We start from the raw sequence: 23,746 nt of genomic DNA, 5'->3' as shown, positions 1-23,746 counted from the left end.
GATGAAATCAACTGAAATTGTGACAATTTTCAGTATAATAGGGGTGAGGTGGCAAGATGACGTTTACCCAATTACAGGTTCATAGCAATTATACCCTATTACACAGCCCATTGGCACTGCCGGATTTGATTCAGGCGGCCAAAACAAGGGGTTACACGGCCATTGCCTTAACCGACACCAATGTGGTTTACGGACTGGTCGAGTTTTATCGCCAGGCAAAAGCTGCAGGGCTAAAGCCGTTACTAGGCATGCAGATTGATATTGACGATGCCCGCTTGTTAGTCATTGCCGAAAACAATACGGGCTATCACCAACTCTTGAAATTATCGACGCAAATCATGCTGGCGAAGACACCGGTTAAGTTTGCTGATTTATTACCGCTGACTGGGTTGGTCGCCATTGCGCTGCCGGATTCGCCATTTGCGGAGGCCGTTACGACGCATCACGATGAGCAGGCAATGGCGTTTTTAACGGCTTTAAAAGCCAAGCAGCCGGCGTCGGTTTATGTCGGTGTGGATGAGGCGCATCTTGACAGTGCTATTCCGGCGTTTATCGCAGCGCACCAGCTTGAACCGCTGGCATTGGGCAATGTTCTTTATCGTGACCCAACCGATGCCTTTACGCAAAAAGTCATGGTTGCCATTGATGAAGGCAGCCAATTAAACTTTCGTGATCCGGTTTTAACCGATGCCGGTGAAGCTTGGTTAAAACCGCCAACAGACGCTGCTGCACCATTTGCGGCAGCTGGATTACAGGCAGCAGTGGATCATACCGCTGACATTGCCGCCCGTGCCGATGTCACCATTGACTTTAAACAGCCTCAGCTGCCGCATTACCAGACGCCGGATCAGATACCGTCGAGAGATTATTTGACCAAACTGGCTAAATCCGGACTTGCCGCTCGTTTTCATGGCCAGCCGATTCCAGAAGCTTACCAGAAACGTTTGCAATATGAGCTGCATGTCATTATCGAAATGGGCTTTGCCGATTATTTTCTGGTGGTTTGGGATGTGATGAATTATGCGCACAAGGTGAACATCATGACCGGCGCCGGACGTGGCTCGGCGGCTGGTTCGTTAGTGAGTTATGCGCTGGCTATCACTGAAGTGGATCCGATTGAATATAATCTGCTGTTTGAGCGGTTTTTAAATCCGGCACGGGCGCAGATGCCGGATATTGATCTGGATATTCCAGACAACCGCCGCGGCGAGTTAATTCGGTATGTGCATGACAAGTATGGCGAGAATCACATGGCTCAGATCATTACTTTTGGAACATTCGGGGCCAAGCAGGCGATTCGTGATGTTGCGCGGGTATTTGGCTTAAGTCAGTTTGAAAGTAACACATGGAGTAAGGCAATCCCTAATTTGTTTCACATTGATTTGAAGACAGCTTATGAGCAAAGCCAGCCGCTCAAGAATTTGGTTACCGACTCATCCAAAAATCGGATGCTGTTTCAAACCGCGCTAGCCTTAGAAGGGCTGCCGCGGCATTACTCTACGCATGCGGCGGGGATCGTGCTGTCAGAAGAACCATTAACCGATACGGTAGCGCTGCAGCCCAGTGGTGACGGACTTGAACAGACTCAGGTTCCCAAGGACGACGTTGAAGCGTTAGGCTTGTTGAAAATGGATTTTCTGGGCTTGAAGAATCTTAACATTCTGGCGGCTGCCAGCCATTTTGTTGCGCGCGATACTGGCAAACCGTTTGATCCCAAGGCAATTCCATTGGACGACAAACCGACGCTAAACTTGTTTGCGCGTGGCGATACCAATGGCGTTTTTCAGTTCGAGTCTTCCGGCATCAAAAATGTCTTGCGAAAATTGCACCCGACAGCATTTGAAGACGTGGTTGCGGTTAATGCCTTGTATCGACCCGGGCCAATGGAAAATATTGACACCTTCATTGCCCGTAAAAACGGCCAGGAGCCGATTGCTTATCCCGATCCGGCACTGACCAAGATTCTTAAGCCGACCTATGGCGTGCTCGTTTATCAGGAGCAGGTCATGCAGGTTGCCAACGTTATGGGCGGCTTCAGTCTTGGCGAAGCGGACTTGCTTCGGCGCGCGATGAGCAAGAAAAAGTCCGCAGTGCTGGCGGCAGAGCAGGATAAGTTTATCGAAGGTGCCGTTAAGCAAGGTTTTCCTGAAGAAACAGCCAAAACCGTTTACGCCTACATTGATCGGTTTGCCAATTATGGCTTCAACCGTTCGCATGCCGTGGCGTATAGCAAGGTTGCCTTTTGGCTGGCTTATTTAAAAGTTCATTATCCGGCAGCGTTTTTTGCCGCCTTGATGAATGCCAGCATGAACAATCTGCCAAAACTGCGTACCTACGTTCAAGAAGCCAAGGCCCGGAAAGTCGGTTTATTAGGTCCTGATATCAATGCCAGCAATGGCGGGTTTAAATTAAGCCAAGGGAAAATTCGCTTTGGCCTGTTGTCCGTCAAAGGGATGCGCCGCGACTTTAGCGAAGCCATTTTTACCGCGCGTCAAAATGGCCCGTTCAAAAACTTACGCGATCTTTTACAACGACTGGATCCTAAGTGGTTGAAAGCTGACAACTTTAAATCATTGATTCTTGCCGGGGCATTTGATACGTTTGATGCGAATCGGGCGCAGACTCTGGCTAATCTGGATGAGTTGATTAATTCCGTAAAATTAGCAGGCAACGATGTTGGGCTCTTTTCAATGTTGGCCCCTAAAACAATCAAAGTGCCGGAAATGTCCGCCAGTGAGCGGCTTGAAGCCGAAGCGGAGGTTCTTGGGGTTTATCTTTCCGGACATCCGGTTGATAAATATGCGCCGTTGAAAACCCAATATACCTTGGTGAGCGTCAGCGATCTGGAGGAAGGGCAGACGGTGAACATTTTGCTGCTGGTGCGGCATATCAAACGAATTCGGACGAAAACAGGCAAACCGATGGCCTTTGTGGACGGCCAGGATGCTACCGGCAATGTGTCGCTGACAGTTTTCCCAAACCTTTATCCGACGATTGAAGACTTAACCACGGATACGGTGGTATTTGTGAACGGGCGCGTGGAAAAGCGCAATGACGACTTGCAGCTGGTGGTAAATCGGATTCAGGATGCACAACCGTTATTAGCTAGCCTGCCAAGTGCCGAATTATTCATTCGGCTGGACGCGAAGGATACGGTTTCACGAACCGATTTACTGAAAAAATTGCAAGCCGCTCATGGAACAACACCTGTTATCACTGTGGACACTGCTACTCGTGAAAGTATTTTGTTAGACAAGCGTTACTGGGTCAAGGCTGATACAACATTGGTGGAAGCCCTGAAGTCACAGTTCGGCGCCAACAATGTGGTCCTAAGAACGCGGCAGGAGTCCTAGAGAAAATTGAAAAATGTTCTCATTTTCAAGGACTTTGTTTCAGAAAAGTGGTAAACTCAATGAGTATTTGTGGTAGGACATATCGCAAAAGAATATGCATGAGGTGAAATAATGAAACGCATTGGTATTTTGACCAGTGGCGGCGATGCACCAGGCATGAACGCTGCGGTCCGGGCTGTTGCTCGCAAGGCGATGCATGAAGGCCTTGAAGTATACGGCATCAATTATGGCTTTGCCGGATTAGTTGCTGGCGATATTTTTAAAATGAGCGAGTCAACTGTCGGCGATAAGATTCAGCGTGGCGGGACCATGCTGTACTCGGCACGCTATCCGCAATTTGCTCAAGAAGAAGGCCAGTTGCGCGGGGTTGAACAGCTGAACAAGTTCGGGATTGAAGCATTGGTTGTCATTGGCGGCGATGGTTCTTATCACGGAGCTTTGGCATTAACCCGCCACGGTTTCAATACGATCGGTTTGCCGGGAACGATTGATAACGATATTCCGTACACCGACTTTACGATCGGTTTTGATACTGCGGTCAATACCGTGGTTGAGGCGGTCGACCGGTTGCGTGATACCGCGGCTTCCCATGAACGTACCTTTGTTGTCGAGGTTATGGGTCGTGAGGCCGGTGACATCGCACTTTGGTCCGGGGTAGCCGGTGGCGCTGAAGATGTCATCATTCCGGAACACGACTTTGATGTTAAAAAGATTGCATCGAAGTTGCAAAGTTCACGTGAACGTGGTCAGAAGCATGCGGTTATTTTGCTTGCTGAAGGCGTGATGCATGCTGATCAGTTTGCCAAAGAATTGGCAGCTTATGGCGACTTCCAGTTACGTGCAACGGTTCTGGGCCATATTGTCCGTGGCGGTGCACCATCCGCTCGTGATCGCGTATTGGCTTCACAAATGGGTGCTTACGCCGTTGAACTTTTGCTGGACGGCAAGGGTGCATTAGCAGTCGGCATTGAAAACAACAAGATCACGGCGCATGACGTCCGGACCTTGTTTGATGCTAAGCACCACGCTGAACTTTCGCTCTACACCTTGGCGGAAGAGTTAACATTTTAATTTCTGTAAACAAACGACATTAACGTCTGTTTAAATAATTGCAAGGAGCGATTTCACTTATGAAAAAAACCAAGATCGTCAGCACACTTGGACCTGCTAGTAACACCACTGACATCATCGTTAAGTTGATCGAAGCGGGCGCCAACGTTTTCCGTTTCAACTTTTCCCATGGTGATCACGAAGAGCACTTGGCACGGATGAAGATGGTTCACGAGGCTGAAAAGATCACGGGCAAGACCGTTGGTATCATGCTTGATACGAAAGGTGCCGAAATTCGGACCACGCTTGAGGATACCCCTGATGGCACGATCGAATTCCACACGGGTGATAAAGTTCGCATCTCCATGGATGCCAGTTTGAAGGGTACTAAGGAAAAAGTTGCTGTTACTTATCCTGGTCTTTACGATGACACGCATGTTGGCGGCCACGTTTTGTTCGATGATGGCTTGATCGACATGAAGATCACCGAAAAAGACGAGAAGAACCGCGAACTTGTCACTGTTGTTCAAAACGACGGTGTGCTTGGCGGTAAGAAAGGTGTCAATGCTCCAGGCGTTGCCATCAATTTACCTGGTATCACTGAAAAAGACTCCAATGATATTCGTTTCGGTTTGGATCACGGGATCAACTTCATTGCTGCATCCTTTGTTCGTAAGCCTCAGGACGTTTTGGACATTCGTGAACTCCTTGAAGAAAAGAACGCGCTTAATGTTCAGATCTTCCCAAAGATTGAATCTCAAGAAGGTATCGACAACATCGATGACATCTTGAAGGTTTCTGACGGTTTGATGGTTGCTCGTGGCGACATGGGTGTTGAAATTCCATTTGAACATGTCCCGATCGTTCAAAAGCGGTTGATCAAGAAGTGCAATGCTTTGGGCAAGCCGGTTATTACCGCTACTCAAATGCTTGACTCCATGCAGGAAAACCCTCGTCCTACCCGTGCCGAAGTAAACGACGTTGCTAACGCTGTTTTTGATGGTACCGATGCAACGATGCTTTCCGGTGAATCTGCTAATGGTGATTATCCTGTCGAATCTGTTGCTGCAATGGCCCGGATCGATGAATACACCGAAGCAGCCATGATGGATCAAGATGCATTTGCCTTGAAGGAATACAGCAACAAGAACATTACCGAAGCTGTCGGCCAAAGTGTTGCACACACGGCTCGTAACCTCGGTGTCAAGACGATTGTTGCCGCAACCCAATCCGGTTACACCGCACGGATGATTTCCAAGTATCGTCCGAAGGCTGACATTCTTGCCATTACCTTTAACGAGAAGACCCAGCGTGGTTTGATGGTTAACTGGGGTGTTTACCCAATCATTGCCGACAAGCCTGCTAACACCGATGCCATGTTCGACTTGGCAACCAAGAAGGCTCAAGACCTTGGCTTTGCTAAGGAAGGTGATCTGATTCTGATCACTGCCGGTGTTCCTGTTGGCGAATCTGGCACAACCAATGTTATGAAGGTTCAACTTATCGGTTCCAAGCTGGTTCAAGGCTCAGGTGTCGGTGACGAATCCACGATTGGTAAAGCGGTCATTGCAAGCAATGCGCAAGAAGCTGCTGCTAAGATGCAAAAGGGTGACATTCTGGTTGTTAAGACAACCGACAAGGATTACCTGCCAGCGATCGAAAAAGCGGCTGCCTTGGTTGTTGAAACTGGCGGCTTGACCAGTCACGCTGCTGTTGTCGGCATTGCCATGGGCATTCCGGTTGTTGTTGGTGCTGAAAATGCTACCAGCGTTATCTCTGACGGCCAGATCATTACCGTTGATTCTCGTCGGGGGATTGTTTATAAAGGTGCTACCAACGCCCTTTAATCCGGACAATCAACTTAACAATGGTTTTCAGAAACTCCTGAGGAAACTCGGGAGTTTTTTGATGGTTGAAATGAGTTCTCATTTTAGCAATATACTGCTAGCAAAAATGACTGGGGACTCGTCAGCGATGATCGGGTAGCTTATAATAAAGAGCAGTATGAATTGATGAGATGAATAGCAGGCAGCCGATGATCCTGATCGGCAAATGATTGGAGGAGCGCACCTGTGGAAAGTTGGTTATTTTTACTGGCCATTTTGATCATTGCGTTAGTCGGCAAAAATAAGAGCCTCGTGATCGGCGTTGCTGTCGTGATGGTGCTAAAATTACTGCCGCAAACGCAGCATTTGATGAAATTGTTGCAGAGTCAAGGTATTAATTGGGGTGTCACCGTCATTTCAGCTGCGATTATGGTGCCGATTGCGACAGGTGAAATCGGCTTGAAAGAGTTATTGCATGTGATCAAGAGTCCGGCTGGCTGGATTGCCATTGGCTGCGGCGTTTTAGTGGCAGTGTTATCTGCCAAAGGTGTCGGTTTGCTAGCGATGAGTCCGGAAATGACAGTTGCTTTGGTTTTTGGCACGATTTTAGGGGTTGTGTTCTTAAAAGGTATCGCTGCCGGTCCGGTGATTGCTAGTGGCATTACTTATGTTATTTTGACAGCGTTCAACATACTGCCTGGACGGTAAGGTAAGTCGGATGCAGTTAATCAGGGAGAAAAGGTAATTAAAATGAAATTTAACGGTCAAATCGTCACCGCGCACGTGACGGATCACAATGATAAAGAAGTGTTTGCCCAATACAACGGTGTTACTTTGGCAGTCGATCGGCAGGAATTACCGGCCTTGCCTGAAGTTGGTAGCGAACTTAAAGGTTTTGCTTATGAGAATAAGCATGGCGAGGCACGGTTAACGCCCAAATTGCCTAAAGTAGGACGCGATCACTACGCATTTGCACCGGTTGTTGAAGTGCGCCGCGATTTAGGTGTCTTTGTTGATATCGGCTTACCGGATAAAGACATTGTGGTAAGTGAGGATCAACTGCCTGAACTAAATCGACTTTGGCCTCAACGCGGCGATCGGTTGATGATTGCTTTGACAACCGATAAAAAAGACCGGTTGTGGGGCAATCTGGCTGATGAAACAATTATTCGGGCAGTGGCCAATCGTGCCAAGCCTGACCAAATGAATGCTGATGTGACCGCAACGGCTTATCGCCTGAAAATGGCGGGGACGCGGGTGTTGACCGATGACTTTTACCTTGGCTTTATTCATCCAAGTCAGCGCGATGTCGAGCCGCGATTGGGTCAGGTGCTCCATGCACGCGTGATTGGCGTCAGCGAGCAAGGCGAACTGAATCTATCGTTAAAACCACGGGCATACCAAGCAATCGGCGATGATGCGGCGATGATTTTGGCAGTCTTGCAACACGATCCGGCCGGTAAAATCGCCTACACGGACAAAAGCGATCCAGATGCGATTAAACAGGTTTTTGGCATTAGCAAAGGCGCGTTTAAGCGGGCATTAGGTCACTTATTGAAAGCCGGATTGATTAAAGAAGAAGCAGGTTATACGATTTTGTTAAAGACAAACGGTAACGCATCTCAGGAGTAAGAATATGCACGGGTTGATTGCAGATTTTATTCATTATTTAGATGTTGAGCGTGGATTGGCGTCCACGACGCAAATAAGCTATCAACAGGACTTAATGAGCTTTCAGGCGTGGCTGACCTCGCAAAAACGGACCACCTTTCCGGAAGACTTTGTTGTTATTCAGGCATTTTTGAAAAAACAAAACGATACCAAAGCGCCTGCGTCAGTCAGTCGCATGATTTCGGCGCTGCGGAAATTTTACCGATTTTTGCTGCGGGAAGGGGCTGTTAAAACCGACCCGATGACCAAAATCGATACCCCCAAAAAGGCGCAACATTTACCGGCAAAGTTGTCAGGCCCAGAAATCGACGCGCTTATGGCCAAACCGAATGTTACGAAACCACTTGGCCTGCGTGATCGCGCCATTTTTGAATTGATGTATGCGACCGGGTTGCGCGTGTCGGAACTCATCGGGTTACGCATGGATCAACTGCATTTAGCCATGAACTTGTTGCAGGTGACCGGGAAAGGTGACAAGGAGCGGCTCGTGCCAATCAGTCCCCAAGCAACAGAGTGGGTCAATCGATACTTGCGTGATGCGCGGCCGCAGTTGATTAAACAGCAGCAACCTAAAGCTGTTTTCGTCAATTTTCATGGACATGCACTCACACGACAGGCAATTTGGAAGAACTTAAAGGCCTATATTGCCAGTGTTGGCATTCAAAAAGATGTCACCCCGCATACGCTGCGGCACAGTTTTGCGACCCGACTACTTGAAAACGGGGCAGATTTACGGGTTGTTCAGGAATTATTGGGACATAGTGACATTAGTACGACGCAGATTTACACGCATCTTAGTAATCAGCATTTGGTTGCGGTCTACCATAAAACGCATCCGCGTGGTTAAGGAGTACATTGCCCCAACGCGGTTTGTATGATAGAGTGTTACGAGAGTATCTCTTGGAGGCAAATATGCTGGTTAAATACAAAAACGACTACGAAAAGATCGCCATGGGACTTTTGTCTTTTATTCCCGATCTCAAAGATGTCGGACACTTGAAGACCGAACTTAAGATGTACACCGAAGACGATTCGCATGCGCTGTATTTGTATAAGCAGGGGCATGATTTTGTCGGTGTGATCGGTATCGAGTTAAGTGATGATTTTGTTTTGGTGCGGCATTTGAGCTTTTCACCGAATTTTCGTGATCAGGCGACGGCGTTTGCTGCGCTGACAGAGTTGACGAAGCTTTTCCCTGATAAGAAATTGATGGGGGCTTTAGAGCATGCGTCATTGATAGCTGCTTTTAACAAGTTTCGAAAAGAGGATGACCATGGCACTGACACTCGTGCTGAATGATTTCTCCGGACCGTTGGATTTGTTGTGGCATTTGATTCGGACAAACGAAGTGGATATTTACGATATTCCGATCGCCGAGATTACCACCCAGTACCTTGATTACCTGCACCAGATGCAGGATCTGGCGCTGGATGTAGCCGGCGATTATTTTGTCATGGCCGCTAATTTAATGGTTTTAAAAAGTCGGCTTTTGTTGCCGCAACCGGAACCGGAAACCACTGAGCCGGAAGAGCCAACCGATCCGCGGGCGGATTTAGTGGCCCAGCTGTTGACTTACCAGGTTTACCAAGAAGCAGCTAAAGATTTAAAGCACCGGGAAGCTAAACGAGCACAATCCTTTGCCAAGCCGACGACATTACCAGACGAGAAAATGGCTGTGCCGCTCGCTCCGGGAACCGTTAAGTTAATTGACCTGCAGGCAGCGATGGCCCGGGTCATGAAAGCGCAACAGGCGGCCCGCCAGACAATTGCGCATATTGAAACCGAGCCGGTGTCGGTCGAAAAACGCATCGGGGAAGTTTTGAAGACGTTGCAAAAAGACGGTCAATGTTTGTTTGCCGATTTGTTGGCGGTCCATTCGGTTGAACAGGTGGTTACGACCTTTTTGGCCTTGTTGGAACTGATGAAAAGCGATCAGGTGATTTGCGAACAAGATGCGCCGTTTGATCCGATCACGGTGACGCTGAAGGAGGCCGCTTAATGGAGCCAGTATTGGAAGCTATTCTGTATACAGCAGGTGAAAGCGGCGTGACCCTAGGTGAACTTGCCGGGATTTTGGAAATCAGCGAAAGTGCGATGCGCCAACAGCTAGAGGCATATCAGCAAAAGCTGGCCGCCGACGAGCAACGCGGCTTACAGGTCCAACAATTTGCTGACCGTTACTACTTGTTAACTAAACCGGCTTTTGCAGCTGCTATCAAAAAGTATTTTGCCGGACCGCCTGCTGCTGGTTTGTCGCAGGCGGCACTGGAAGTTTTGGCCATCATTGCCTATCAGCAACCGATTACGCGAATCGAAATTGACGAAATTCGGGGCGTTCAAAGTTCCGGTGCGCTGACAACATTAGCATCCCGGCAACTGATTAAAGAAGCCGGCCGTAAAGAAGCACCGGGACGGCCGATTTTGTATGCGACCACCCAGTTTTTCCTTGATTACTTTGGCCTCAATCGGTTGGCAGATCTGCCGCCACTGGCCGATGCACCTGAAGATACCGGTGAAGTCGATCTTTTTACAACATTTCGTGATGATGGTCAGTCGCAACAGGCTGAAGACGATAAGAAAATGGAGCAAAACCAACAAGATGACAACCAAAACTGAACGATTGCAAAAAGTCATTGCCAATGCCGGCATCGCCTCACGCCGTCATGCAGAGACACTCATCGCTACCGGGCATGTGAAAGTTAATGGCCAAGTTGCAACTGAAATGGGCATTAAAGTCGGTCCGCATGATGACGTTGAAGTAGACGGTGTTCCAATTGGCAAAGAGGCTAAACGGTATTTTCTGTTTTATAAACCGCGTGGCGTGATTAGCGCAGTCGAGGACAACAAAGGCCGAAAAGTCGTCACTGATTATTTTGAAGATATTCGCGAACGACTTTACCCGGTTGGCCGTCTAGACTATGACACCAGCGGTTTGTTAGTGATGACGAATGATGGCGAGTTAGCCAACCATCTCATGCATCCGCGCTATGCACTCGAGAAAAAATATGTTGCCAAAGTGGAAGGGATTCCGAATCGGCCTGCCTTAGCGCCGCTTAAAGCCGGGGTTGTCATTGACGGTAAAATGACGGCACCAGCAAAATTCGAGATTCTGTCGACAGATAAAGCCAAGAAAACCGCAATTGTGGCGCTCACCATTCATCAAGGCATGAATCATCAGGTGAAAAAGATGTTTAAAGCGGTTGGCTTCCCAGTGATCAAGCTGTCCCGTGAAGCTTATGGCAACCTGACACTTGCCGGTTTACAGCCGGGAGAACACCGTGAGATTAAACCGCAGGAGCTGCATGATTTACGGCAACTTACTGGTGATCAGGACGAAAAACATTAAGTTGTTAGCGTTTTCAAGGTAATCGCTTGAATTTAAGCCTTACCTCTGATAAAGTATGCTTGTAATTAAATAATTGGTTCGTCTTCAGGGCAGGGTGTAATTCCCGACCGGCGGTATAGTCCGCGACCCGCGTTTGCGGTGGAACCGGTGTGACTCCGGTACCGATAGTGATAGTCTAGATGGAAGAAGATGGGGCTTTTTTGAATCTGCATTCAATCGAGACCTATTCCCCCTGAAGGAGGAATAGGTCTTTTTAAGTTCCGGAAGACGGCCTCATGGAGGTTATGTATTATGGCAAGTCGTTCTAAAGTTCATCGTTTGGTAGGTATCGCACTATTAGCGGCGATCGGTTACGTATTGATGATGTTCTCGTTTCCGATTATTCCGGCGTTTCCGTTCTTGAAGTTGGATTTATCTGACTTGGTTGTGTTGCTAGGAGGGCTGCTTTATGGGCCGGTTGGCGGCATCGGTGTTGCCTTTATTCGGAGTCTGGTCCATTTCGCTTTGACTGGCGGCGGTGTTGTGAACCTCATCGGTGATTTGGCCGCCTTTATTGCCAGTGTCGGCTTCTTACTGCCGGTGGTTTACACCGTTCGCGGCAAACACAGTTTATGGCGCCAAGTCGAAGGCCTGGTCTTAGGTACTTTAAGCCTTACTTTGGTGATGAGCATTCTGAATTGGCTGGTGATCACGCCGATGTACATGGCGGTGTTCAATTTCAACTTAGGCATGTCGCTAACCCGTTACGTGCTGATTGGCGTTGTGCCATTCAATTTGATTAAAGGTGTTGTTATTTCAGTCGCCTTCTTTGCGATTGCGAAGGCACTGGCACCTTGGCTTGCCCGTCAAGAAATGCAGATGAGCCACTAACCGATTGACTGTCCGCTTTGGGAACTGTTAACAACTGTATGTTTGCAAACAAAAACTTCCGTCTACTTGGCGGAAGTTTTTTTGCGACTGGTGACAAGCAGGCATCATTCGAAAATTGCGTAGTGTATAGCTAGACTATTAATCGCTGCAAGTGGGGGCAGTGGCTTTATTCTACTTTGGTTGGCGTATAAGGCTCAGCGTCAAACGGGTGGTCACTGCGTTTGATGGAATGTGTCGGGCACCGTTTATACGCTAAACGAAAATGAATCGTCGCTTGATCATCAAGTGCTTTTGTACCGGTATTGCGATCAGGCTTATAATAGGCGATGCCTGCCTGATCGTAGTCAAATAAGTCTGGCGCCAGCATCTGGCATAAACCACACGCGATGCATTCAGGCCGTTCCACTCTGCCATATAAAGCCATTTTCATATCCGCCTTCAATCTTTTGTCATGATTTCAACTACCTGTCATTGTACAATAACAACCGGGAAAAGAGGTGCTTATTTTGCTGCCAGACTTGGTGATTCAATTTTTTAATACCCAACCGCGCCGCGAACGTTCTGTATTTGGGCTGTTAACCGGCAAACAAACCATTTCTATCCTCTATGCGGCTTTGAGTCACCATCAGTTGCAATGGCTCCATCTTTATCCCGGATTATCGAAGGAGGCGTTTTTAGCCGCCGTGGCGAAGCTAAAAGCACAAAAATGTTTAGCGGCCACGGAAACCGGATTGGTGTTAACGGAAAGCGGCCAAAAGCGTCGGATTCAAGCAGCACAGAAGGTGTCACTACCTGCTTACTACCAACCATGGATGCGGGTTGACAGGTTCGCACCGCGCTTCTTTTTAGCAGTTCAGGTTTTATCCGAAGCCAGCTATCATTCGCAAGCTTACCGACCGATCAGTACTGATTGGGCAACCCAGCAGGCTGTGAAGCACTGGTATCGACAAACGCATGTTCAGGCAGCGGTTGATGAATTAACCGATCTTTTTGAGCGATTACCGGCGTCACTTGCTGATGAGCTCGCCGCCAACCTAATCGGGCACAATTACGCAGGTCAGCGCCAACCGGCAACATTATCGGCACATTTTGCCAATGTGAATGCGTTAGCTGCGTTGATTCAGGAAATTGCTGCAGCCAAGAATCAATGGTATGCCTTGTGGGGTGGACCGCAGGAGTTGGTGACGCGTCCGGCTCAAACGACCTTGAAGCAAGTTCGGTCAGGCGTTGATTTGGCGACGGTTGCCGCACAAAGTCATCGCAAAATGAGTACTGTCAAAGAGCATCTACTATTAGCCGCTATCATGGGTCAGGATGTTCCGATAGCCAGACTGATTCCGCCAGCGGTGCATCACGCTTTGGATCAGGTGGATCAATGGCAGGATCATCAGGCGTTACTGGCGATGATTCCGGACAGTGATTTTTTTCAGATTCGTTTGTTTCAGATTTTTAAAATGCAAGGGAGATGGCCGCGTGCCGCAACTTGAAACTTTATTGGCCGGCCACTTTGGCTTTGAACATTTCCGGCCCGGACAAAAAGCAATTATTCAGGCAATCTTAGCGGGACAAGATACTTTGGGAATCCTGCCAACCGGTAGCGGCAAGTCGCTTTGTTATCAGTTGCCAACGCTCGTCAAAGCAAAGCCAACCTTGATTATCGAGCCGTTAATTGCTTTGATGCACGATCAGGTGGGCCGGTTGCAGGCAGCGGGTGAGAAACGGGTCTTGGCTTTGTCGGGACAAATTGCCCCAAATGTGTTTCCTGAAGTTTTGCGAAATCTGGGCCAGTATCGCTATCTTTTCATCTCTCCGGAAATGTTGCAGCGTAAGGATGTTTTGGCGGCACTCAAGCAACTTGACTTAGGCTTGTTTGTAGTCGATGAGGCCCATTGTATTTCCCAATGGGGCCCGGATTTTCGGCCGGCTTATTTGCAGTTGGGGCAAGTTCGAAGCCAGTTACACGTTGATGCCGTTTTGGCGCTCACGGCAACCGCTCCGGAACGGGTTCGCGCTGACATTTTGACACAACTGAACATGCAGCATCCAGTAACGATCGCTGGCTCGGTTGATCGTCCGAATATTTTTCTCGGGGTTGACGTCTGTCCCAACGAGGAAGCAAAGCGGCAGAAGCTTCAACATATCATGGCAGCGAACATTGGCCCGACGATTGTCTATTGTCCCACCCGTGCAGCATCTGAAAACCTGGCCGGCAAATTGCAAAAGACCGGGACGGCAGCCGCTTTTTATCATGCCGGATTGGACCAGCATCAGCGTGATTTGATTCAGCGGCAGTTTCAATCCGATCAGCTTCAGGTGATTTGCGCCACAAGTGCTTTTGGCATGGGCATCGATAAGGCAAATGTACGCCTTGTTGTTCATTTGTATGTACCGGAATCGCTTGAAGCGTATTACCAGGCAATCGGTCGCGCCGGACGTGATGGGGCGCCTAGTTTAGCGGCGATGGTGGTGACTCAGGATGACCTGAAACGCAGTCAGGCGCTGGCAGGGATGCTGCCTGATCAAACGATGATTCAGACTATTTTTGCCCACCCGGAAATTTATCGCAATTTTGATGACCCGCAAGTCAGCTTGATTGAAGCGTATATTACGGCCGGCTTTTCGCTGCTTCAAACGCAGCAGCAACTTGAAAAGCGAATGACGGAAAAACAGAATAGTTTTACGGCGATGGCAGCTTTTGTCAACGCATCCGGTTGTCGCCGGGCGTTATTACTTAAGCACTTTGATTCACCGGTTCCGGCACATGGCTCATTTTGCTGCGGCCCAGTGATGCCAGACGTTTTACAAACTTTTGCCACAGAAAAAGGACACCAAACGACCCCACCGAAACACTGGCAAGCCGTTTTTAGGCAAATCTTTAGATAAGCGGCGTCCTGATTTGCCGCGATATGATACAATAAATCCATGTAGTGAGGAGGTTCGTGATGGCCGAAAAAGATAAACACCAACATGACAGTGCGGATCAAGAACATAAGAGTGACGATCAAAACAAGCCTTGGGAAACCCTTTTCGATGATGATCGTGATGACCAAGGCAATTTAAGTCGATTGGCCACCCGTAAGAAACGCCAAGGCAGCTCAAAATTTACCTGGATTTTGGCAATTATTTTGATTTTGCTCGTTTTATCGCCAATTATTTACGTTAAGGTTTGGGGAAGCCAAGGCAGCAGTGGCTCAAATTTGTCAAATGACAAAGTGGTGATTCAAAGCGCCAAGAAAGCCAGCCATCGATCAAAAGTTAAAAAGTCCGAAAAATCTTCTAAAGCGGCAAAAACTTCTAAGAAAGAAGCAAGTAGCCAGCAGCCGGCACAGCAGTCGTCGACTCAACAGCAGGAGACGGGTAAGGCATCGGAGGAAGCCAGCAGCGCCTCTGTACAAACACAGCCTAGCGCAGCGGCGTCTGCAGCGAGCACTGCAACGCCGAGTCAGGCCAGTACTGCGGCGGCCAATTCATACACGGTTAAGTCTGGGGATAATCTTTATCGGATTGCAACTAATCATGGGATGACGCTGGATGAACTTTTGCAGTTAAACGGCCTTAGCGCCAATTCCAGCCTGACCCCCGGGACCGTTTTAAAAGTGAAATAAATGTAACGCGCCCCTGTTCGAACCATTGACATGATGAACAGGGGCGTGTGTTGTGGAGGAAATTCATGCAGATTGCGATCGACGGCCCGGCAAGCGCCGGCAAAAGTACCATTGCAAAACTTGTCGCCAAGAAATTGGGCTTTATTTATTGCGATACCGGTGCGATGTATCGTACCGTCACATATATGGCGCTTAAGGATCAATTACCGCTGGACGACGAATCAGCCATTATGCAACATCTCGCCAAGATGGTGATTCGGTTTGCACCCGGCGAAACGGAACAACGGGTTTTCATGAATGACGAAGACGTGACACTGGCCATCCGTGAACCTGATGTGACGAATAATGTGTCCCAGGTTTCTGCATTACCCCGCGTGCGAACTGAATTGGTCAAGCGGCAACGCGATATTGCGGCGACCCATGATATTGTGATGGATGGTCGCGATATCGGGACAACCGTTTTGCCAAACGCTGCTTTGAAAATTTTCATGGTAGCGTCAGTTACAGAGCGTGCTAAGCGGCGCTATAAAGAAAATGTTCAAAAGGGGATCACGACACCACTGGCCACACTTGAGTCTGAAATTGCCGAGCGTGACCGTAAAGATTCCCATCGGGCGGTGTCGCCGTTACGGCAGGCGTCTGACGCGATTCGGATCGATACGACGAATATGTCGATTGATGAGGTCGTGGCGCGGATTCTTACACTAGTGGCAGAAACGAAAACGCATTAGTTAACCGGAGCGAAATAAGCGCTGGTAATTTGTTTCGTTTTCAAGTACAATAGATTCAGTATACAGCTGCATAGGAGGATTTTTTGGCATGAGTGATAATAACGTTAATGAGAACACCGAAACAATGGCGGACGCCCTTAAGAGTGTCACTACGGTAAAGATTGGTGACACTGTCAAGGCTGATGTCCTTGCTGTTGAAGATAAACAATTGATCGTTGGGATCGAAGGAACAGGCGTCGAAGGCGTGGTCCCGATCAAAGAGTTATCAACTCAGCCAATCGATGACATTCACGATGTTGCCAAGGTCGGCGACAAACTTGATTTAGTTGTGCTTTCAACGGTTGGCAAAGATAAAGAAAATGGTCAGTTCCTGCTGTCCAAGCGCCGTCTGGAAGCACAAAAGGTTTGGAAAGAAATCCAGGCTAAATATGAGGCCGGCGAAACCATCACGGCACCTGTTACCAGCGTTGTTAAAGGCGGCTTGGTCGTTAATGCCGGTGTTCGTGGCTTTGTTCCGGCATCGATGGTTGAAGATCACTTTGTAGAAGATCTCAATCAATATAAAGGCAAAGAACTCGAATTTAAGATTATTGAAATCGAACCTAGTGAAAACCGTTTGATTCTTTCGCATCGACCGATTGTTGAAGCAAGCAAAGCTGAAGCACGCAAAGAAATCTTTGCTAAGATTCAGCCTGGCGATGTTGTTGAAGGCAAGGTTGCGCGTTTAACCAACTTTGGTGCCTTTGTCGATCTCGGTGGTGTGGATGGTTTGGTTCATGTGTCTGAAATTTCATTCGACCATGTTGATAAGCCAAGCGATGTCTTGAAGGTTGGTCAAGAGATTAAGGTTAAGGTTTTGAATGTTGATCCTGACCGTAATCGGATCTCCTTGTCCATCAAGGCAACCTTGCCACAGCCATGGGATAATATTGAAGAAAAAGCACCAGCTGGCTCAGTTTTGACCGGCACGGTTAAGCGTTTGACGACATTTGGCGCATTTGTCGAAGTATTCCCTGGTGTCGAAGGCCTTGTTCATATTTCCCAGATTTCACATGAACATGTTGCAACGCCAGCAGATGTTTTAAAGGAAGGCCAAGAAGTGAAGGTTAAAGTGCTGTCAGTTGACCCTGACGCACACCGCTTGGCATTGTCCATCAAAGCATTGCAGGATCGTCCGGCAGGCGCCAGCGAAGCGCCAGCGCACGAAGGCGGCAATAACAACGGCAACAACGAACGTCGCCGCTCATCCCGTCCGCGTCGTGGCAATGATCGTCATCAGTCGACATCGATTCCTGCTGAGTATCAGCAAGATGATTCCGGCTTCTCACTCGGCGATATCTTGGGCGATGCGTTGAAAGACGCTGCTAAAGGTAAGAACGATGATCAGGATGACAACAAGTAATTGTTCCGTCCTTTAAAAAGTTGAGCCTTGGCTCAACTTTTTTTATGGCTAACGGTCTGTTGCACATAAAATTAGCGGATCGGTTGCGATACATTTTAAAAGTGCTAATAAAAGACCTCAGCAAAGAAAGGAGGCCACTATATGGTTTTACCAACACTTGCCATTGTCGGTCGGCCCAACGTCGGCAAATCAACTATTTTTAATCGGATTCTCGGTGAACGGGTTTCGATTGTTGAAGATACGCCAGGCGTCACGCGCGACCGGATTTACGGTAAAAGCGAATGGCTAGGCAAAGAATTCGCGGTGATCGATACTGGCGGGATTGATCTCGGCGATGAGCCGTTTCTGTCCCAAATTAAAGATCAGGCTGAAATTGCCATTGAGGAAGCCGATGTGATTCTGTTTCTTACCAGTGTCGAAGCAGGTGTCACTGACGCTGATGAACGGGTCGCGCAGATACTTTATCGAGCGAAAAAGCCGGTTGTTTTGGCTGTAAACAAAGTCGATAATCCAGAGCGCCGACAGGATATCTATGACTTTTATTCATTAGGCTTTGGTGAACCGTTTCCGCTTTCCGGTACCCATGGCATCGGTTTAGGCGATGTTTTGGATGCTGTTTTGGCGGCATTCCCGAAAGAAGCCAATTCAGTTGAAGACGATAGTATCAAGTTTAGTTTGATTGGCCGCCCGAATGTCGGGAAGTCATCGCTGGTGAATGCTATTCTGGGCGAAAATCGCGTCATCGTGAGTCCCATTGAAGGCACCACCCGTGATGCAATTGATACCAAGTTTGAAACCGATGGCGAAACATTTACCATGATTGATACCGCCGGAATTCGTAAACGCGGCAAGGTTTACGAAAATACGGAAAAATACGCCGTACTGCGGGCTTTACGTGCGATTGACCGGTCGGACGTGGTTTTGGTTGTGATTAATGCGGAAGAAGGCATTCGCGAGCAGGACAAGAAAGTCGCCGGCTATGCTCATGAAGCCGGTCGCGGCATTATTATCGTGGTGAATAAATGGGATACGGTCGAAAAAGATAATCACACCATGAAAGACTTTGAGAATTTGATTCGTCAGGAATTCCAATATCTGGATTATGCGCCGATTATTTTTGTCTCAGCCAAGACCAAACAGCGTTTACAGAGCTTGCCAGCAATGATCGTCGAGGTTTCAGAAAACCAAACCCGCCGAATTCAGAGTAGTGTGTTGAATGATGTCTTGATGGATGCCATTACTGTCACACCAACACCGACAGTTAATGGGAAACGCTTGCGAATTTATTATATGACCCAAGTGGCCGTCAAACCGCCAACTTTCGTGGTTTTCGTGAATGATCCTGATTTATTGCACTTTTCTTACGAGCGTTTTCTCATAAACCAGTTGCGTCAAGCATTTGATTTTAGTGGAACGCCGATTCACGTCATTGCCCGTCAACGTAAATAAATTTTACAATGTTGGATAATGACTTTTCATTCAATAAATCGAGATTTTCGATAACCAATCCGCGATTTTCGGACAAAAATTTTGGCAAAAACCTTGTCGCGGCGGGCTTGCTGTGCTATGTTTAAACCTGAAATGGTGATACATAATTATCATTGTTTCTTCATTCCTGAGCGGTCAGGAATGAACATGTTTAGGTGTTCACGCACCTAATCAATTATGGAGGTGAAATGTTCATGGCAAACAAAGCAGAATTGATCGAAAGCGTTGCAACCGCAACCGGTTTGACCAAGAAGGACGCAACCGCAGCTGTTGATGCAGTTTTCGGTTCTATCCAGGATTCCCTTTCAAAGGGTGACAAGGTTCAATTAATCGGCTTTGGTAACTTCGAAGTTCGTGAGCGTGCTGCTCGTAAGGGTCGCAACCCACAAACCGGTGCCGAGATCAAGATCCCAGCATCTAAAGTACCAGCATTCAAGCCTGGTAAGGCACTCAAGGATGCCGTTAAATAAACGGTTCAATTGAGTCAGCTATTAAAGCATCACCAAAAACCGAGTCTTAGCGGACTCGGTTTTTGCGCGTTTTGGCAGTGATAAGTCATGATGTGGTTACTGGCTCAAGTACCGGTTCACGCTCACATTAACGCGTTCACTGGCGCAGAAGTCTACGTGTAAGGACCTTAGTCGCAATGGCCTAAGCCCTGGCCATCACGCTAAGGCCACTTACACGCTGACTTCTAAGCACGCCGGTTCACGCCCACATTAACGCGTTCACCGGCGCAGAAACCTGCGTGTAAGGGCCTCGGTCGCAATGGCAAAGCCCGCCAATCACGCCCAAGGCCACTTACACTCCGGCTTCTTCCGCGCAGGTTCACGCTCACACATGTTAAACTTATGCATATGGAATTTATTTTGGCTTTTCAGATACGGAGGCAGCTATGAGTTACGCACAAAAAATGCTCGATGCACTTGAAGCAGGTCAGATGGAAACGGCGCGGCAACTTTTTACGCAGGTTTTGAAGCATGATGACGACGAAACCCAATATAATCTAGCTGAAGAACTTTACGCCATGGGTTTCAATGGTCAGGCTAAGCGGCTGTATCAAGACCTGTTAGGTCGTTATCCGGATCAAGGCGACTTGGCCACTGCTTTAGCCGATATTGCGGTTTCTGACGGCGATACAGATGCCGCACTGAACTATCTGAGTCGCATTCAGCCAGGCGATCCGGCTTATGTCCAAAGTCTGGTAAGCGCCGCCGATGTTTATCAGACACTGGGGTTGTATGAAGTTAGTGAGCAGAAGTTATTGGAAGCCAAGAAACTGGCGCCCAAAGAGCCGGTCGTAACATTTGCGCTTGGTGAGTTTTATTTTGACTGGGGCCATTTTCCTCAGGCAATTGCGGCGTACAACGAGCTTCTTGCGGGTGGAACCAAGGAACTTGCCGGGGTTAACATTGAAGCACGGCTGGCGGCCAGTCTGGCGCAAACCGGCCAGTATGAAGACGCAGTGGCTGCTTATGAGGATGTCGGTGTGGATGCATTGGATCTCAATGGCCGATTTGAACTTGGCGGTTTGTATTTGCAGTTGGATGATCCGGCCAAGGCCATTACCAACTTACAGGCGGTAATTGACACCGATCCAAGTTATGCCAATGCTTATTTACCGTTGGCACGTGCGTATGAGGCCCAGAATCAGCCTGATAAGGCCTTAGACACCGTTCAAGCGGGGGTTATGGTCGATAACACGAACCCCGACTTATACGCGTTAGGCGGCAAACTAGCGCTTAGTGAAGATAATCCCGATTTAGCCGAAAATTATTTACAAAAAGCACTGAAAATCGATCCGGAAGATCAAGGCAATATGTTGGCCTGGAGTAATTTTCTGGTTCAGCAGGAACGTGATCAGGAGAATATCGATTTTCTTAGCCAGATTGATCGCAGCGGTGATGTCGACCCGCAGATTTACTGGAACATGGCTAAAAGTTATGATCGGCTGGATGATGTTAAAAAAGCCCGAGAGAATTACCTGTTAGTGTTCAATCGCTTCCAGGATTCGCCAGACTTTCTTCATGATCTGATTGATTTCTTCCAGTCAACCGGTGCCCGCGCCGAACTCAAAGCTGCTTTGGTTCGTTACCTGAAACTGGTGCCGACCGATGATGACATGCAAATGCGGTTAGATGAACTCAATGATGAGGCGGATTAAAGTGCGAGGGATTAGTGGCCGAACAAAAGTCGTCGCCGTTTCTTCTGGTAAGTGAAGCCTTCGCCTAATGCTTCGTGGACATCCAGAATGCTGATGAAGGCGTGGGGATCGATGGCTTCGATCAACCGTTTCGTATAGGCGATTTCCGTTGAGGCAACAACCGCGTAAACGACTTGCTTGCGATCATGCGCAAAGCCGCCTTCCGCGTGCAAAAAGGTGGTGCCGCGTTCAAGATCATTCATAATTGCCGTGGCAATTGCCTGGCTGTGGTCCGAAACGATCAGCACACCTTTGGCTGCATATGCGCCATCCAGCGTAAAGTTGACGATGCGGGAAAAGACGTAGGCACCCAGCAGTGTGTACATCATCAATTCAAGGTTCAAATAAGTCAGCGAAATGGTCAAAACGATTGCATCAAAAATGAGCAGGGTCCGCCCCATCGGCACCCCCGTTTGTTGCTCGACAATTCTGGCCACAACATCGGTGCCGCCAGTTGTGCCGCCGTGGCGGTAAATCAAGCCGCTGCCAAAACCGCCAAAAAGACCAGCTAGTACCCCGGAAATGAATAAATCATGATGAATGTCGATGCTAAGTGGGACCCGTTGCCAGATCCATAGCCATGCCGACAACATTAACGTTCCGAAAATCGTATATGCCAACGCCCGTTTTCCCAGAAACTTATAACCCACGATGAGAAGCGGGATATTAAGCAGTACCGTGCTATAAGCCGGGTCCACGTGCCACCAGTAACGAATCAGCAGCGTAATCCCCGTGACGCCGCCTTCTGCCAGGTGGTTGGCAATGTTAATATAGACCAAGCCAAATCCGTATAAAGCACAACCGAGAACAATCATCAAAAGATCCAGACAAATCCGCATGTTGCGTGACATAAGGTGCCTCCCAAAAAAGAATTTAAGCTCATTCTAACAGAAATCTTATCTTGCGGTGTTTTTGAGGTGAGGTCAACACCAAAACAAAAGGAGTAGCGTAAATGCAGTTAGATTTAAAGCAGCCTGATTTTCAAGCGGCAATTCCTATTTTAAAAAAAATCGAAGCAGCCGGTTATGAAGCCTATTTTGTCGGTGGCAGTGTGCGCGATGCGTTGTTAGGGCTGCCGATTCATGATGTCGACATTGCCAGTTCAGCTTACCCGGAGGAGATTAAGCGCATTTTTAAGCGCACCGTCGATACCGGTATCGAGCACGGAACCGTGATGGTGTTGGACCATGGGACGGGATACGAAGTTACCACATTTCGGACCGAGTCACGGTATCAGGATTTTCGGCGACCGGATCACGTGACATTTGTTCGTTCGTTGGCAGAAGATCTCAAGCGCCGGGATTTTACGATTAATGCCTTGGCCGTTCGCCATGACGGCACGATTATTGATTTATTCGACGGTCTAGCCGATTTGAAAAAGCACGAGTTGCGGGCAGTTGGTGATCCGCACGAGCGTTTTCACGAGGATGCGCTGCGGATGATGCGCGCCGTCCGGTTTGAAAGTCAGCTGGGTTTTCACATTGAGCCGGCGACCAAAGAAGCGATTACGGCAAATGCTCCGTTGCTAAAGCATATTTCGGTTGAACGGATTGCGGCGGAATTTAATCGGCTTTTGATCGGGATTGATCGGCGGTTTGGTATTCAAGACTTTGTGACGACCGGATTGTTCGCGTATGTCCCGGCACTGGCTGGCCAGAGAACGGCTTTATGGCACTTTAGCGAGCTGCCGGACACCCCTTTTAGCGGCATTGCCAGTGGTTGGAGCGCGCTGCTTTTTATGCTCAAGCTAGATCCGGAACCAACCTTAAAAGCCTGGAAGCAATCTAACGACTTAATTGACCTAGTCAGTCAGACGGTGACGCTGCTGGCCAAAATATCGATGCCGACTCCCTGGGATTTGTATACTGCCGGCTCCCGGGCTGTGGCAGTTGCTGGTGAAGTGGCCGCCTTACTGGAACCGAACTTTGATCGACAGGCGCTGGCAGCAGCATATGCCCGGCTGCCAATTCACGCCAAAAAGGAGCTAGCACTGACCGGGCGTGATTTAATCACAGCCGGTGTTCGTCCCGGCCCCGAAATGGGAAAATTGCTGCATCAGGTTGAATCACAGGTTGTGGCCGGTGTTTTGCACAATGATCCCAAAAAGTTGTTACCTGCAGCAATTGAAATGTCTCGAGAACGGCAGTGAGTGTGTTATGATGAGCATGTAAGCACATACAACAACGTCACATCAGGATCAA

At 48.5% G+C, this 23,746-nt stretch carries 22 protein-coding genes and 1 riboswitch; of the genes, 20 read left to right on the top strand and 2 right to left on the bottom strand.

All coding sequences use genetic code 11. From position 1 onward, the window contains the following. Window positions 1-56 precede the first annotated feature (56 nt). The 11 genes from dnaE to LACZS1_RS08500 all read left to right on the top strand — a co-directional run bounded on the left by dnaE (window position 57) and on the right by LACZS1_RS08500 (window position 12,116). Window positions 57-3,353, top strand: a complete 3,297-nt coding sequence (gene dnaE, locus LACZS1_RS08550) for a DNA polymerase III subunit alpha (protein WP_306402837.1) — start codon at window positions 57-59, stop codon at window positions 3,351-3,353. 111 nt (window positions 3,354-3,464) lie between these two features. Then, window positions 3,465-4,424, top strand: coding sequence for a 6-phosphofructokinase (gene pfkA, locus LACZS1_RS08545; protein ID WP_010488465.1), 960 nt, complete (start codon window positions 3,465-3,467; stop codon window positions 4,422-4,424). A 59-nt stretch (window positions 4,425-4,483) separates the two neighbouring features. Beyond that, window positions 4,484-6,250, top strand: coding sequence for a pyruvate kinase (gene pyk, locus LACZS1_RS08540; protein ID WP_010488463.1), 1,767 nt, complete (start codon window positions 4,484-4,486; stop codon window positions 6,248-6,250). A 225-nt stretch (window positions 6,251-6,475) separates the two neighbouring features. After that, on the top strand, window positions 6,476-6,937 hold the full coding sequence (locus LACZS1_RS08535) for a DUF441 domain-containing protein (RefSeq protein ID WP_010488461.1): 462 nt from the start codon (window positions 6,476-6,478) through the stop codon (window positions 6,935-6,937). 42 nt (window positions 6,938-6,979) lie between these two features. After that, window positions 6,980-7,861 carry a CvfB family protein gene (locus LACZS1_RS08530; protein ID WP_070651829.1) on the top strand — a complete coding sequence of 294 codons (882 nt, stop codon included), beginning with the start codon at window positions 6,980-6,982 and terminating at the stop codon, window positions 7,859-7,861. A gap of 4 nt (window positions 7,862-7,865) precedes the next feature. Continuing rightward, window positions 7,866-8,747, top strand: coding sequence for a site-specific tyrosine recombinase XerD (xerD, locus tag LACZS1_RS08525; RefSeq protein WP_070651830.1), 882 nt, complete (start codon window positions 7,866-7,868; stop codon window positions 8,745-8,747). 65 nt (window positions 8,748-8,812) lie between these two features. Then, complete coding sequence (locus LACZS1_RS08520; protein WP_010488456.1) at window positions 8,813-9,199, top strand: riboflavin biosynthesis acetyltransferase RibT; 387 nt, start codon at window positions 8,813-8,815, stop codon at window positions 9,197-9,199. Next, window positions 9,174-9,899: a segregation and condensation protein A gene (locus LACZS1_RS08515; RefSeq protein ID WP_010488453.1), complete on the top strand. Its 726-nt coding sequence runs from the start codon at window positions 9,174-9,176 to the stop codon at window positions 9,897-9,899. The genes LACZS1_RS08520 and LACZS1_RS08515 overlap by 26 nt, the downstream gene beginning before the upstream one ends. Next, a complete protein-coding gene (scpB, locus tag LACZS1_RS08510; RefSeq protein WP_047106100.1) occupies window positions 9,899-10,516 on the top strand; it encodes an SMC-Scp complex subunit ScpB in 618 nt (205 codons plus the stop codon). Before LACZS1_RS08515 ends, scpB begins: the two co-directional genes overlap by 1 nt. Next, window positions 10,500-11,246, top strand: a complete 747-nt coding sequence (locus LACZS1_RS08505; RefSeq protein ID WP_070651831.1) for a pseudouridine synthase — start codon at window positions 10,500-10,502, stop codon at window positions 11,244-11,246. The genes scpB and LACZS1_RS08505 overlap by 17 nt, the downstream gene beginning before the upstream one ends. Before the next feature lie 76 nt (window positions 11,247-11,322). Then, window positions 11,323-11,441: riboswitch (FMN riboswitch) on the top strand. A 96-nt stretch (window positions 11,442-11,537) separates the two neighbouring features. Then, complete coding sequence (locus LACZS1_RS08500; protein WP_047106101.1) at window positions 11,538-12,116, top strand: ECF transporter S component; 579 nt, start codon at window positions 11,538-11,540, stop codon at window positions 12,114-12,116. Between the two features lie 166 nt (window positions 12,117-12,282). On the opposite strand, the gene LACZS1_RS08495 is transcribed toward LACZS1_RS08500, so the two are convergent. Continuing rightward, on the bottom strand, window positions 12,283-12,540 hold the full coding sequence (locus LACZS1_RS08495) for a ferredoxin (protein ID WP_070651931.1): 258 nt from the start codon (window positions 12,538-12,540) through the stop codon (window positions 12,283-12,285). An 82-nt stretch (window positions 12,541-12,622) separates the two neighbouring features. Between LACZS1_RS08495 and LACZS1_RS08490 the strand changes: the two genes are divergently transcribed. The 8 genes from LACZS1_RS08490 (at window position 12,623) to LACZS1_RS08455 (ending at window position 21,506) form a co-directional block, all read left to right on the top strand. Further along, window positions 12,623-13,603 (top strand): helix-turn-helix domain-containing protein, encoded by a 981-nt coding sequence (locus LACZS1_RS08490; protein WP_070651832.1) that lies wholly within the window; start codon window positions 12,623-12,625, stop codon window positions 13,601-13,603. Further along, a complete protein-coding gene (locus LACZS1_RS08485; RefSeq protein WP_093997834.1) occupies window positions 13,590-14,999 on the top strand; it encodes a RecQ family ATP-dependent DNA helicase in 1,410 nt (469 codons plus the stop codon). The genes LACZS1_RS08490 and LACZS1_RS08485 overlap by 14 nt, the downstream gene beginning before the upstream one ends. Before the next feature lie 59 nt (window positions 15,000-15,058). Continuing rightward, on the top strand, window positions 15,059-15,721 hold the full coding sequence (locus LACZS1_RS08480; protein WP_070651834.1) for a LysM peptidoglycan-binding domain-containing protein: 663 nt from the start codon (window positions 15,059-15,061) through the stop codon (window positions 15,719-15,721). A gap of 65 nt (window positions 15,722-15,786) precedes the next feature. Next, window positions 15,787-16,452 (top strand): (d)CMP kinase, encoded by a 666-nt coding sequence (gene cmk, locus LACZS1_RS08475; protein WP_070651835.1) that lies wholly within the window; start codon window positions 15,787-15,789, stop codon window positions 16,450-16,452. An 88-nt stretch (window positions 16,453-16,540) separates the two neighbouring features. Further along, window positions 16,541-17,854 carry a 30S ribosomal protein S1 gene (rpsA, locus tag LACZS1_RS08470; RefSeq protein ID WP_093997835.1) on the top strand — a complete coding sequence of 438 codons (1,314 nt, stop codon included), beginning with the start codon at window positions 16,541-16,543 and terminating at the stop codon, window positions 17,852-17,854. A 141-nt stretch (window positions 17,855-17,995) separates the two neighbouring features. After that, window positions 17,996-19,303 (top strand): ribosome biogenesis GTPase Der, encoded by a 1,308-nt coding sequence (der, locus tag LACZS1_RS08465; protein WP_070651837.1) that lies wholly within the window; start codon window positions 17,996-17,998, stop codon window positions 19,301-19,303. Between the two features lie 233 nt (window positions 19,304-19,536). Beyond that, window positions 19,537-19,812 carry an HU family DNA-binding protein gene (locus tag LACZS1_RS08460; protein WP_003658248.1) on the top strand — a complete coding sequence of 92 codons (276 nt, stop codon included), beginning with the start codon at window positions 19,537-19,539 and terminating at the stop codon, window positions 19,810-19,812. Window positions 19,813-20,237: 425 nt separating this feature from the next. Beyond that, window positions 20,238-21,506 carry a tetratricopeptide repeat protein gene (locus LACZS1_RS08455; protein ID WP_306402836.1) on the top strand — a complete coding sequence of 423 codons (1,269 nt, stop codon included), beginning with the start codon at window positions 20,238-20,240 and terminating at the stop codon, window positions 21,504-21,506. A gap of 11 nt (window positions 21,507-21,517) precedes the next feature. Here LACZS1_RS08455 and LACZS1_RS08450 read toward each other — a convergent pair whose 3' ends face one another. Next, on the bottom strand, window positions 21,518-22,396 hold the full coding sequence (locus LACZS1_RS08450; protein WP_047106109.1) for a YitT family protein: 879 nt from the start codon (window positions 22,394-22,396) through the stop codon (window positions 21,518-21,520). A 101-nt stretch (window positions 22,397-22,497) separates the two neighbouring features. Here LACZS1_RS08450 and LACZS1_RS08445 point away from each other — a divergent pair, with 101 nt between their 5' ends. After that, complete coding sequence (locus LACZS1_RS08445; RefSeq protein WP_070651839.1) at window positions 22,498-23,694, top strand: CCA tRNA nucleotidyltransferase; 1,197 nt, start codon at window positions 22,498-22,500, stop codon at window positions 23,692-23,694. Window positions 23,695-23,746: the final 52 nt, after the last annotated feature.

Origin of the sequence: Lacticaseibacillus zeae subsp. silagei (assembly GCF_030770335.1) — a bacterium.
In the GTDB taxonomy this organism is placed as follows: Bacteria; Bacillota; Bacilli; order Lactobacillales; family Lactobacillaceae; genus Lacticaseibacillus; species Lacticaseibacillus zeae.
This window is presented reverse-complemented; position numbering and strand designations above follow the sequence as displayed.